Here is a 12,757-nt window from a genome sequence, read left to right on the forward strand (position 1 = left end):
CCACGGAGGACCGGGTCCGCGACCAGGTGGGACCGTGCCGTTTCCGTCCGGCACGAGCCCACGGTCAGGGGCGTGCCGGGTCAGGCCACGCTCACGGCGGTCCAGGCCGCGGCCACCGCCGACTCCTGGGCGCTCCCGGCGCCGTAGAGGTCGCGGGCGGCGGACAGGGTCGCCGCCCGGGCCTGCGAGTAGGTGGTGCCGGAGGTCATGTAGACCGTCAGCGCGCGGAACCAGATCGCGTCGGCCTGGTCGCGGCCGATGCCGGTGACCGTGGAGCCGTCGCAGGTCGTCGAGCGGTGCGCGACCCCGCCGATCGTCTTCGCACCCGAGCCCTCGGCGAGCAGGTAGAAGAAGTGGTTGCCCACGCCCGAGGAGTAGTGGACGTCGAGGTTCTTGGTGTCGGCGGAGTAGCAGTTCGGCGAGCTGCCGTCGGCGATCGGGTCGTCCATGCGCCGGAAGCCGACCTTCTCCTTCAGGTCGAACTCCTCGCCGATCAGGTAGTCGCCCGGGTCGGCGGGGTTGGCGGCGTAGAACTCGACCATGGTGCCGAAGATGTCGGAGGTGGCCTCGTTGAGACCGCCCGACTCCCCCGAGTAGGTCAGGCCGGCGGTGTTCTCGGTGACGCCGTGGGACATCTCGTGGCCCGCGACGTCGAGGGAGACGAGCGGACCGAAGTTGGTGCCGTCACCGTCGCCGTAGGTCATCTTCTCGCCGTCCCAGAAGGCGTTGACGTAGTTCTTGCCGTAGTGGACCCGGTTGTAGGAGCCGGAGCCGTCACCGAAGATGCCCTCGCGACCGTGCACGTCGGAGTAGTAGTCCCACGTGACGTCGGTGCCGTACTGCGCGTCGACGCCGGCGGAGTCGGGGTCGCTGGTCGTGCCGTTGCCGAAGCTCGTCGTGGGGCTGGAGACGACCTTGCCGGTGGCGCAGCCGACGCCGAGCACACCGCACAGGGCGGAGTCCTGCTTGCCCGCGAGGTCGACGGTGTAGGTGCCGCCGCGGGTCACGTCGCGCAGCTCGTACGCCGATCCCGCGGGCGCGACCTGCAGCGGCACCGTGCCGCCGTAGAGCGACTGGCCGGAGCCGTCGACGGTCTGGATCTGCTCCTCGCGGCGCAGCACCTGGCCGGTGCGGGCGTCGACGTAGCTGGCCAGACGGCTGGGGGTGCCGTCGTCCTGACGGCCCGTCGTGACGACCTCCCACGCGAGCCGGGGAGCGCCGGCGAGGGCGTCGACGACCAGGCGGGGGGCCTGGTCGGCGGACACCTCCATGTCCTCGATCGCACGGGTCTGCGCCGTCGGCGCGGTGGTCCGCGCGGCGGCACGGGAGGCCGTGACGGTGGGCGTGACCGACAGGTCGAGGGGGGTGTCGAGGGACTGGCTCACCCCGCGCCAGGCGTCGGAGGCGCCCTGGTGGACCACCAGGTCACCGCCCAGCACGGGCAGGCCGCGGTAGGTGCGCTCCATGCGCACGTGGGTGGCGCCGCTGGGGTCGAGCATCGTCTGGGTGGCGCGCACCTGCTGGCCCGGGGCGGCGAGCGCGGCGCGGGGGTGGGCGGCGAGCGCCGCGACCGCGTCGCGCGCCGCGCCGGTGGCGCCGTCGAGCTGCTGCACCGTGCCGCCCGCGGCGGGGCCGGCGGACGGACCCTCCCCGGGGCCCGCGAGCGCGCCGGTGGTCTGGGCGCCGAGCGCCCCCAGCGCCAGCACTGCGGCCGCCGCGATCCCCGTGGTCCTTCTCATGCGTGCATCCCTCTCGCCCGCGCCGTCCGGAGGGACGGCGTCGGGGACGACCCTGCCAAGCGGGGGGCGCGCGCGGAACCGGCGCCGCACCTCAGGTTCGTGCATCGCACGAACCTGCAGATGTCCGCGACGTCGCGTCGGCGCAGGGCGCGACGACGGACCGGCGGCCAGCGGCGCCCGACCCCTCGGGCTCCGGTCCGGCCCCGGGACCGGTCGACCCCCCCGGTCGACCCTCAGCCCAGGTCGAGCAGGTGCTCCAGCCCCACCGTGAGGCCCGGTCGCGACCCGATCACGCGCAGGGAGGCCAGCACCCCGGGGGTGAAGGAGGCCCGGTCGAGGGAGTCGTGGCGGATGGTGAGGGTCTCCCCCACGCCGCCGAGCACGACCTCCTGGTGGGCCACGAGACCGCGCACCCGCAGGGAGTGGACCGGCACGCCGTCGACGTCGGCCCCGCGGGCCCCGTCGAGGGCGGTCGACGTCGCGTCGGGCGCAGGGCCCAGCCCCGCCTCGCGGCGGGCGGCGGCGACGAGCTCCGCCGTACGACGAGCCGTGCCGGAGGGGGCGTCGGCCTTGTCGGGGTGGTGCAGCTCGACGATCTCCACCGACTCGTAGTGAGGCGCCGCCAGCGCCGCGAAGCGCATCATCAGCACCGCGCCGATGGAGAAGTTGGGGGCGATGAGCACCCCGGTGCCCGGGGAGTCCTCCAGCCAGCCGCGCAGCGTGGCCAGGCGCTCCTCGTCGAAGCCGGTGGTGCCGACGACGGCGTGGACGCCCTCGGCGACGCAGCGCTCGAGGTTGCCCATGACGACGTCGGGGTGGGTGAAGTCGACGACGGCCTCGACCCGCTGCTCGGCCAGCACGTCGAGGGAGTCGCCGGCGTCGACCTGCGCGACGAGCTCGAGGCCCTCGGCCCCGCGCACCGCGGCGCAGACGGCGCTGCCGACCTTGCCGCGCGCGCCGAGCACACCGACCCTCAGGGCTCCCGGGGCGTGCCCCTGCCGACCGTCCTGCGACTGCGCTGCTTCCACAGCGCCAACCTACCGGCCACGCGCTCGCGGACTTCTGGCAGTCTTGCCCCCATGGTGCTGCAGACGATCCCGGCCCGGATCCGCTGGTCGGTCGACCTCATGGACGTCCAGCCGGGAGACCACGTGCTCGAGATCGGGTGCGGTCCCGGCGCGGGCGCGGAGCTGATCTGCAGCCGGCTGGAGACCGGCAAGCTCTTCGCGATCGACCGCTCGGAGTCCGGCGTCGACCGCACCAAGCGCCGCTGCGCGCGCTACGTCGAGTCGGGGCGCCTCACCGTGCGCCAGATCGACCTGGCCACCCTGCGGGTGCCGGTCAAGCGCCTGAACAAGGTCTACGCCTTCAACGTCAACCTCTTCTGGGTGCGCGACTGCGCCGACGAGATCGCGCTGCTGCACGAGCGGGTCGTGCCGGGCGGCGCGGTCTACCTCTTCTTCGAGGCCACGCGCCCCGAGGAGGTCCCGACCATCGTCGAGAAGTGCTCCGCCGCGCTCGCCGAGGGCGGCTTCCGCGTGCAGGTCGTGCAGCGCAAGGTGCCCTCGGTGGTCGGCATCGTCGGACGGCGCTGAGCGCGACGCCCGACGCCGGCCGACAACGCCGCCCGAGACGCGCCGCCCGACACGCGGCGCGCGAGGCGGGGCCGGCTCAGGCCGGCCCGACGACCGCGAGGATCTCGGGGCGGGCGAAGATCTCGGCCGCGATCTGCCGGGTCTCCTCCAGGGTCACCGCGTCGATGCGCTCGATGACCTCGTCGATGCCGAGCAGCTCGTCGTAGACCAGCTCGGCCTTGCCCAGCCGTGACATCCGCGAGCCGGAGTCCTCCAGGCCCAGCACGAGGCCGCCGCGGAGCATGCCCTTGCCGCGCTCGAGCTCCTCGGCGGTGATGCCCTCGGCGGCCACCCGGGCCAGCTCGGCGCGCACCACGGCGAGCACGTCGTCGAGCTTGGCCGGCAGGCAGCCCACCGAGACCCCGACCAGGCCGGAGTCGAGGTGGTGGCTCTCGAAGGAGTAGACCGAGTAGGCCAGTCCGCGACGCTCCCGCACCTCCTGGAAGAGCCGGCTGGAGGTGCCGCCGCCCAGGGCGGTGTTGATGACCCCGAGCGCGAAGCGGCGGGGGTCGTTGCGGGTGATGCCCTCCATGCCGAGCACGACGTTGACCTGCTCGAAGGGGCGGGTCGTGGCCACCGTGCCGGGGCGCACGGGCAGCAGGGCCCGCCCGCCGGCCGCGTCGTCCGCGCCGCCCGGTGCCAGGGTCACCGGCTCCTCGTCGCCGTCGAGGAACCCCCCGCGGCCGAAGGCGGCCCCGACCTGCGCCACGACCACGTCGTGGTCGACGTTGCCGGCCACCGCGACCACCATGGTGGCGGGGCGGTAGTGGCGCCGGTAGAAGGCCACGATGCGCTCGCGCGTCATCGCGGTGATCGACTCCTCCGTGCCCGCGATCGAGCGGCCCAGCGGTGAGGTGGAGCCCCACGCCTGCTCGGCGAAGAGGTTGTGCACCACGTCGTCGGGGTCGTCGTCGTGCATGGCGATCTCGTCGAGGATGACGTCGCGCTCGGCCTCGACGTCGTCCCCGTCGATCCGGCTGGCGGTGATCATGTCGCCGAGCACGTCGACGGCCAGGGGCAGGTCGTCGTCGAGCACCCGGGCGTGGAAGCAGGTGTACTCCTTGGCGGTGAAGGCGTTGAACTCACCGCCCACCGCGTCGAGCGCGATGGAGATGTCCAGCGCCGAGCGCTCCGCGGTGCCCTTGAAGAGCAGGTGCTCGAGGAAGTGTGAGCAGCCGTGCAGGGTGTCGTCCTCGTCGCGGGAGCCGACGCCGACCCACACCCCGATGCTGGCCGAGCGGACCCCGGCCATGTGCTCGGTGATGACCCGCAGACCCCCGGGCAGGACCGTACGCCGCACCAGCGACACCACGGCGCCCGCGGCGTCGGTGACGGTCTGCAGCGTGTGGGCCGTGCCCGTGCCGCGGGCGGCGAGCCCGCGGTCGGACGGGGCGAGGGGGCCGGGCGCACCGGCCTGGGAAGCGGTCGACCCGCCCGAGGTGCTCGGGCGGGTCGACCGGGGTGCAGCAACCACGAAGGGTCAGGCCTCCTCGGGGGCGGTCTCCGCGGCGGCGTCGTCGCCGCCGCCCTCGGTCTCCTCGACCACGGGGATCAGGGAGAGCTTGCCGCGGTCGTCGATCTCGGCGATCTGGACCTGGACCTTCTGGCCCACCGCGACGACGTCCTCGACGGCGTCGACGCGCTTGCCGCCGGCCAGGCCGCGCAGCTTGCTGATGTGCAGCAGCCCGTCCTTGCCCGGCATCAGCGACACGAAGGCGCCGAAGTTCGTCGTCTTCACGACGGTGCCGAGGTAGCGCTCGCCGACCTCGGGCATCGTCGGGTTGCCGATCGCGTTGATCGCGGCCTTCGCGGCGTCGGCGGCGGCACCGCTGGTGGCGCCGATGTAGACGGTGCCGTCGTCCTCGATGGAGATCGAGGCGCCGGTGTCGTCTTGGATCTGGTTGATCATCTTGCCCTTCGGGCCGATGACCTCGCCGATCTTGTCGACGGGCACGCGCACGGTGATGATGCGCGGCGCGGTCTCGGCCATCTCCTCGGGCTCGTCGATGGCCTCGGCCATGACGTCGAGGATGGCCAGGCGCGCGTCGCGGGCCTGGGTCAGGGCCGCGGCGAGCACCTCGGCGGGGATGCCGTCGAGCTTGGTGTCGAGCTGCAGGGCGGTGACGAACTCGCGCGTGCCGGCGACCTTGAAGTCCATGTCGCCGAAGGCGTCCTCGGCGCCGAGGATGTCGGTCAGCGCGACGTACTGCGTCGAGCCGTCGACCTCGCCGGAGATGAGGCCCATCGCGATGCCGGCGACGGCGGCGCGCAGCGGCACGCCGGCCTGGAGCAGCGACATCGTCGAGGCGCAGACCGAGCCCATCGAGGTGGAGCCGTTGGAGCCCATGGCCTCGGAGAGCTGGCGGATCGCGTAGGGGAACTCCTCGCGGGTGGGCAGCACGGGCAGCAGGGCGCGGCGCGCGAGCGCACCGTGGCCGACCTCGCGGCGCTTGGGCGAGCCCACGCGGCCGGTCTCGCCGGTGGAGAACGGCGGGAAGACGTACTTGTGCATGTAGCGGCGCGACTTCTCCGGGGAGAGGGTGTCGAGCTGCTGCTCCATCTTGAGCATGTCGAGGGTGGTGACACCCAGGATCTGGGTCTCGCCGCGCTCGAAGAGCGAGGAGCCGTGCACGCGCGGGATCACGCCGACCTCGGCGTGCAGCGGGCGGATGTCGGCCAGGCCGCGACCGTCGATGCGGACCTTGTCGCGCAGGACGCGCTCGCGCACTAGCGACTTGGTCAGCGAGCGGAAGGCGGCGCCGAGCTCCTTCTCGCGACCCTCGAACTGGCCGGCGAGCTTCTCCAGGACGGCGGCCTTGACCTCGTCGGTCTTGGCCTCGCGCTCCTGCTTGTCGCCGATGGTCATCGCGGCTGCTACGTCGGACTGCGCGGCGGCCTCGACGGCGGCGTAGACGTCGTCCTCGTAGTCGAGGAAGATCGGGAACTCCTGCACGGGCTTGGCGGCCACGTTGGCCAGCTCGACCTGCGCCTCGACCAGCTGCTTGATGAAGGGCTTGGCCGCGTCGAGACCGCCGGCGACGATCTCCTCGGTCGGGGCCTGCACGCCGCCCTGGACCAGGGTCCAGGTCTGCTCGGTGGCCTCGGCCTCGACCATCATGATGGCGACGTCGCCGGTCTCGGTCACGCGGCCGGCGACGACCATGTCGAAGACGGCGCGCTCGAGCTCGGAGTGCTTCGGGAAGGCGACCCAGCGCCCGTCGATGAGGGCGACGCGCACGCCGCCGACCGGGCCCGAGAAGGGAAGGCCCGAGAGCTGGGTGGAGATCGACGCGGCGTTGATGGCCAGCACGTCGTAGGGGGTGTCGGGGTTGAGCGCCATCACCGTGATGACGACCTGGACCTCGTTGCGCAGACCCTTCTTGAAGGTCGGGCGCAGCGGGCGGTCGATGAGGCGGCAGGTGAGGATGGCGTCCTCGCCCGGACGACCCTCGGAGCGGAAGAAGGAGCCGGGGATCTGGCCCGCGGCGTACATCCGCTCCTCGACGTCGATCGTCAGGGGGAAGAAGTCGAAGTGGTCCTTGGGGTGCTTGCCCGCGGTGGTCGCGGACAGCAGCATCGTGTCGTCGTCGAGGTAGGCCGTGACGGAGCCGGCGGCCTGGCGGGCCAGCAGCCCGGTCTCGAACTTGACGGTGCGGGTGCCGAAGGGACCGTTGTCGATGACGGTCTCGACGGCGGAGATCACGGGCTCAGCCGTGGTGTTCTCGGTCAAGGGGTGTCCTTGTTCTGTGCTCGCGGAGCGGACCGCGGCGTCCCCGCTCGAGGTGGCGGGCGTCTTGCGACGAGGATCCCGCGTGGGTGACCCTCCCGATAGCTGCTGGGAGGGGGCCGGTCTTCGATCGAGGCCCGCAGCGCGTCCGCCTCCTGGCGGGTCTGAGGGCCACTACCGAGGACCGGGCCGACGATGCGGGTCGCTCCTGGTGGGTGGAGATGGTGTGGAGATTCAGTTGTTCCGTCTCCGAGCGTAGTGCCCGGAGCCGTAAATGCGAGGGAGCGGCTGCCCACGAGGGGCAGCCGCTCCGCCCGTCAACGCGGTGTCAGCGACGCAGGCCGAGACGCTCGACGATCGAGCGGTAGCGGGCGATCTCCGTCTTCTGCAGGTAGTTCAGCAGGCGACGGCGCTGGCCGACGAGCAGCAGCAGACCACGACGGCTGTGGTGGTCGTGCTTGTGCTGCTTGAGGTGCTCGGTGAGGTGGCTGATGCGGTGGCTCAGCAGCGCGATCTGCACCTCGGGCGAGCCGGTGTCGCCCTCGGTCGTGGCGTACTCGGCGATGATCTTCTTCTTGGTCTCCGCGTCGGTACCGATCGACATGCGGTCTCCTTCCGTGCCCGAGGTGGGCGTTCGCTGCGCGGCGCGCCGGGGCCTGTTCTCCCGGGCACTCTGGTTCCGCGGCCGTTGGACGGCGGTGTTCGTGTGAGGGTCGTGCGAGGTGGTGCCGCTGCCCGCGGCGACGGCGTACGACGTGCTGCGGGCAACCGGTGGAGACTACCGCGCGCACGCCGGGGCCCCCAAAAGGGCGTCAGCCGACGCTGACGTCGACCCACGCCGGGGTGGCGTCGACGCGCCCGCCGCCGTCGCGCGCCCGTGCTCCCATCCGGTAGGACCCCGGCGCGAGGGCCGACCAGGTCCAGGACCACGTGGTCGGGCTGGCGAAGCGCGCGGCGGGGGTCGAGGCGCCGTCGTTCCAGGTGAAGGGTCCCCAGCTCCCGGTCGCGGCATTCCACCACAGGCCCGTGGTCCGGTCCTGCAGCGCCACGTCGACCCAGCCCACCCCCGAGAGGTCGGTGGCGCGGCCGGCGAGGACCACGTCGCCCGGCGCGAGCACCTGGCCCGCGGTCGGTGCCGTCACCCGGGTCTCCGCGCCGGTCTGGTCGGGCTCGGCGAGGCCGACCACGAAGCCCGCCGAGGCGCCGACGGGGTCCTCTCCCCCACCGGTGTCGACGGCGCGGGCGACCACGACGTACCGCTCGGCGGCCGGCGGGGTCCAGGTCGCGCTCCAGCCGGTCGCCGTCGCGCCGGGCGCCGTGAGCGTGGCGGTCGACCAGGTCGGGTCGGCCGACCAGGCGCTGCCGGTCCACCACAGCCCGCTGCGCGCGTGCTGCACCGCCCAGCGCACCGCCGCGACGCCACGGTCGTCGGCCGCGTCGCCGGACAGGGCGACCATGCCGGGCAGGAGCGTGGTGGCGGGCGGGGTCACGGTGGTGCTCGGCGCCACCGGGTCGGGCTCGCGCACCGAGACCTCGGTGCTGCGCACCGGCGCCGACAGCGTGCCGTCGGCGTCGCGGGCCCGGGCCTCGAGGTGGTAGTCGTGGTCGGTCTCGGCGCCGGGGAAGACCCACCGCCACCGGGCCGAGGTGGGGCTGCCCGCCCACGGGGCGAGACCCCAGGTCTGCGCGGTCGCCCAGGTCGCCGTGGTCGGGTCCCACCACAGGCCCGTGGCCCGGTCGCGCACCGACACCTCGACCGAGGCCAGCGACCGGTCGTCGCCCGCCAGGCCCTCGACCACCACCGGGCCGGGCGTGACCGAGCCCGTGGTCGGCGAGGTCAGGGTCAGCGTGGGCCGTGAGAAGAGGTACGCCGGGCGCGCGCGGCCCGGGTCGAGCACGACGACCCGGTCGTTGGAGGAGTCCGCGACGTAGAGCAGGCCCGCCGCGTCGTGGGTGATGCCGGCGGGGTTGCGCAGCTGCAGCGGACCCGAGCCCACCGAGCCCCAGCGCCCCAGGAAGGCCCCGCCGGTCGTGAAGGCCTGCACCCTCGACTGCGCCTCGTCGGTGGCGTAGACGACGCCGTCGGAGACGGTGACGCCCCACAGGCCGGTGAACTTGCCGGCCGCGGTGCCCCTGCCGCCGAAGCTGCGCAGCGCCGGACCGCCGGTGGGGCCGTAGACGTAGATCTTCTGCTGGTTGGTGCCCGTGTCGGCGACGTAGACCAGACCGGTGGCCTCGTCGACGGCCACGGTCCGGGCGTTGCGCGCGATGGTGGCGACCTGCGCGCCGGTGTCGGCGTCGAGCACCTTGACCTGGGCGCTGCTGTTCTCGTAGGTCGACCCGGGGTCCGCGACGTAGGCGTAGCCGCTGCCGAAGGCCATCCCGAAGGGCTTCTCGAGCATGCCGGGCTCGTTGTTGCGCCGGTTGCCCTCCTCGCCGACCTGGAAGAGGAAGCCGGCCTCGTCGTCGTAGACGAAGATGGTGCCGCCGGCGTTGTTGCTCACCCAGACGCGGTCGCGCGCGGCGTCGACGGCGATGCCGCGGGGGTACTTCACGCCGTAGGGCGGGGTGTTGCCGCGCCCGCCCCAGCAGCCGGTCCACGTGCCGTCGGCGGCGTAGCGGCAGAAGCGCTGGTTCCAGGAGTCCGCCACCCAGACCTCGCCGGTCGCGGGGTCGACGCCGACGTCGCGCGGCTGGCCGAGCTGCCCGCCGGGGCGCTCGGGCAGCGGGGTCGGCTCGACCCCGCGCGAGACGCCGGTCAGGGGGTCGAAGGCCTGGATGCGGTAGTTGCCGTACTCGCTGACCCACAGGTCGCCCTCGGGCCCGAAGGCGAGCTGGCGCGGGGCGACGAGGCGCCCCGGCTCGGTGCCGTGGCCGCCGATCTGCAGCAGCGGTCGGCCCTCGAGGTCGAAGACCTCGACCTGGTCCTGCACCGCGTCGACGACGTAGAGGCGCCCGGCCTCGTCGTCGACCACCACGCTGCGCAGGTCGCCCGAGAGCGCGCCGGGCACGTCGGCCTCGCCGGAGGTGCCGATCGAGCGGATCAGGGTGCCGTCGGGCGAGAGCACCTGGACCCGGCGGTTGACGGCGTCGGCGAGGTAGACGCGTCCGTCGGAGCCCACGTCGATGCCGTAGAACTGGCCCGGCTTCTGGCCCGGGAAGGACAGGTCCCACGAGGAGACCTGGGCGCCCCCGCCGGGGGCCAGGCGGATCAGCCGCGAGGGGTCGGCGTCGGTGTTCCACAGGTGGCTGTCGAGCACCCACACGTAGCCCTCGTCGTCGACGGTGACCCACGCGGTGTAGGTCTGGGAGCCGGACGTCGGGTCGACCACCACGTCGGGCAGTCGCGTGCCGTCGGCGGCGTAGTGGGCCAGGGTGTCGGGCTTGGGCTTGCCGACGTAGGTCTCGCCGGTGCGCGGGTCGACGGCCACCGAGGCCAGGACCGACTCGGGGTCGCCCGAGGCCGCGCTGGGCTGCGGGAGCACGCCGGTGGAGCGCCAGTCAGCGTCGAAGGTGCGCACCTGGTAGTTGAAGTAGTCGCCGACGATCCAGCGCTGCGAGACGGGGTTCCACGCCAGGCCCCAGGGGAAGAGGCTGGCGCGCCCGGTGCCGCCGATGGTGCGCACCATCGCGGGGGGCTTCCACGGCTCGGCCGCCGCCGCGCCGGGGCCGACCCCGGCCCGGTGCGGGCCCGGCGCCGGGAGGAGCGGGAGGAGGGGCAGGGCGAGGGCGAGGAGCGCGACGAGCGCCCCGGTCACCGCACGGCGCGCAACAGGCTTCACCCAGCGAGTCTGCGAGCGCACCGCCGCACCCGCGACCCCCATTGTGGGGAGCCGGTCCGGGCCGGGCTCCCCCGGCCCGGACCCGCTCAGCCCTCCAGCAGCGCGAGCACCGCGGCCCGCGCGGCCTGCGGGTCGGGCGCCGACAGCGCGGCCTCCGCGGCCTCCTCGCACGTGGCCATCGACACGGTGCCGAGGCGGGCGCCGACCGACCGCACGGCGGCCGAGGCCATCGACAGCGAGGTGACCCCCATGCCGACCAGCGCGCAGGCCAGCAGCGGGTCGGCCGCGGCCTCGCCGCACACGCCCACGGGCTTGCCGGCCTCCTGGCCCGCGTGGGCGGTGATGGCGATCAGCTGCAGCACCGCGGGCTGCCACGGGTCGGTGAGGTGCGCCAGGTCGGTGGCCATGCGGTCGGCCGCCATGGCGTACTGCGTGAGGTCGTTGGTGCCGATCGAGAGGAAGTCGACCACCTCGAGCATCCGGTGGGCGAGCAGGGCGGCGGAGGGCACCTCGACCATGACACCGGCCTTGAGCCCGCGGGAGCGCACCGCCTCCGCGAACCCGGCCGCCTCGGCGACCGTGGCGACCATGGGCGCCATCACCCAGGTCTCGGTGCCGGTGCGCTCCGCGGCAGCGGCGATGCCGTCGAGCTGACGCTCCAGGAGGCCGGGGTTGTCGAAGGAGAGCCGCAGCCCGCGCACGCCCAGGGCGGGGTTCTCCTCCCCGTCGTGGGTGGCGAAGGCGACCGGCTTGTCGGAGCCGGCGTCGAGGGTGCGCACGACGACGTAGCGCTCACCGGAGAAGGGCGACAGGACGTCGGAGTAGATGTCGGCCTGCTCCTCGACCGAGGGCTCCTCGGTGCGGTTGAGGAAGCACAGCTCGGTGCGGAAGAGCCCGACGCCCTCGACGGGGCCGGTGGCCGCCCCCGCGGCGCTCTCGCCGTCGGCGACGTTGGCCAGGATCTTCACGCTCGTGCCGTCGGTGGTGCGCCCCGGGCCGGTCCAGCCCTCGACCGCCGCGCGGACCTCGCGGTCGGCCGCGACCCGGCGGGCCGTGTCGGCCTCGTCGGGGTCGAGCTCGACGACGCCGGTGGACCCGTCGACGAGCAGGCGGGTGCCCGAGCGCAGGCCCATGGCGCCCGCCGTGCCGACCACGCAGGGGATGCCGAGCTGGCGCGCGATGATCGCGGTGTGGCTCGTGGGCCCGCCGCGCTCGGTCACCAGCGCGACGACCACCGTGGGGTCGAGCCCCGCGGTGTCGGAGGGCGCGAGGTCCTCGGCCACCAGCACCGAGGGCTCCTGCGGTGTGGGCACGCCCGGCTCAGGCTCGCCTACGAGGTGCGCCAGCACCCGGCGCTCGATGTCGCGCAGGTCGGTGACCCGCTCGGCCATCAGCCCGCCCATCTGCGTGAAGACGCCCACGAACTGCTCGACGCCGGCGGCGAGGGCGCTCAGCAGGTCCTCACCGGAGCGCAGGTGCTTGCGCACGGCGATGCGCAGGCCCTTGTCACGGGCCAGGCCCGCGCTGGCGGTGAGCACCTCCGCGGCCGCGCCGTGGGCGCTGCCCGCGCGGCGCTCGAAGCCGGCCGCGACCGCGCCCGCGGCGTCGTCGTAGGCCCGCAGGGCGGCCTCCTCGTCGAGGGAGGCGCCGTCGAAGGCCTCGATCGCGGCGGGGCTGATCTCGGAGCGGACCACGAGCGCGGGCCCGGTCGCCAGCCCGGGCACCACCGGGGTGCCGAGGAGCTGGTCGGTGGACGTCTGGGTGACCATGGCCACAACTTATCCCCGGAATCACTTGACAGTCAAACAGAAACGGGGATAAAACAACATGAACGCAGAACCGCACCGGCCGAGCCGGTGACCGACCAGACCGGCA

Annotated in this window: 8 protein-coding genes; 1 reads left to right on the forward strand and 7 read right to left on the reverse strand. The window is 73.7% G+C overall.

Going from position 1 to position 12,757, the window contains the following annotated elements:
- Nucleotides 1–80: 80 nt before the first annotated feature.
- On the reverse strand, nucleotides 81–1,739 hold the full coding sequence (locus ASF50_RS11655) for a M4 family metallopeptidase (RefSeq protein WP_056904569.1): 1,659 nt from the start codon (nucleotides 1,737–1,739) through the stop codon (nucleotides 81–83).
- Nucleotides 1,740–1,972: 233 nt separating this feature from the next.
- Nucleotides 1,973–2,716 (reverse strand): 4-hydroxy-tetrahydrodipicolinate reductase, encoded by a 744-nt coding sequence (gene dapB / locus ASF50_RS11660; RefSeq protein ID WP_056904978.1) that lies wholly within the window; start codon nucleotides 2,714–2,716, stop codon nucleotides 1,973–1,975.
- 102 nt (nucleotides 2,717–2,818) lie between these two features.
- On the opposite strand from dapB, the gene ASF50_RS11665 reads away from it, so the two are divergent.
- Entirely contained in the window at nucleotides 2,819–3,334 is a 516-nt protein-coding gene (locus ASF50_RS11665) for a class I SAM-dependent methyltransferase (protein WP_056862428.1), read from the forward strand.
- A gap of 76 nt (nucleotides 3,335–3,410) precedes the next feature.
- Here ASF50_RS11665 and ASF50_RS11670 read toward each other — a convergent pair whose 3' ends face one another.
- The 5 genes from ASF50_RS11670 to ptsP all read right to left on the reverse strand — a co-directional run bounded on the left by ASF50_RS11670 (nucleotide 3,411) and on the right by ptsP (nucleotide 12,651).
- Nucleotides 3,411–4,847, reverse strand: a complete 1,437-nt coding sequence (locus tag ASF50_RS11670) for a M16 family metallopeptidase (RefSeq protein ID WP_082503134.1) — start codon at nucleotides 4,845–4,847, stop codon at nucleotides 3,411–3,413.
- Between the two features lie 6 nt (nucleotides 4,848–4,853).
- Nucleotides 4,854–7,103 carry a polyribonucleotide nucleotidyltransferase gene (locus tag ASF50_RS11675; RefSeq protein ID WP_321163140.1) on the reverse strand — a complete coding sequence of 750 codons (2,250 nt, stop codon included), beginning with the start codon at nucleotides 7,101–7,103 and terminating at the stop codon, nucleotides 4,854–4,856.
- Between the two features lie 325 nt (nucleotides 7,104–7,428).
- A complete protein-coding gene (gene rpsO / locus ASF50_RS11680) occupies nucleotides 7,429–7,704 on the reverse strand; it encodes a 30S ribosomal protein S15 (protein WP_056862426.1) in 276 nt (91 codons plus the stop codon).
- A 208-nt stretch (nucleotides 7,705–7,912) separates the two neighbouring features.
- Nucleotides 7,913–10,882: an NHL repeat-containing protein gene (locus tag ASF50_RS11685; protein ID WP_156718252.1), complete on the reverse strand. Its 2,970-nt coding sequence runs from the start codon at nucleotides 10,880–10,882 to the stop codon at nucleotides 7,913–7,915.
- 86 nt (nucleotides 10,883–10,968) lie between these two features.
- Nucleotides 10,969–12,651, reverse strand: coding sequence for a phosphoenolpyruvate--protein phosphotransferase (ptsP, locus tag ASF50_RS11690; RefSeq protein WP_056862916.1), 1,683 nt, complete (start codon nucleotides 12,649–12,651; stop codon nucleotides 10,969–10,971).
- Between the last annotated feature and the right edge of the window lie 106 nt (nucleotides 12,652–12,757).

This window comes from Nocardioides sp. Leaf307 (assembly GCF_001423135.1).
Classification (GTDB): domain Bacteria; phylum Actinomycetota; class Actinomycetes; order Propionibacteriales; family Nocardioidaceae; genus Nocardioides; species Nocardioides kribbensis.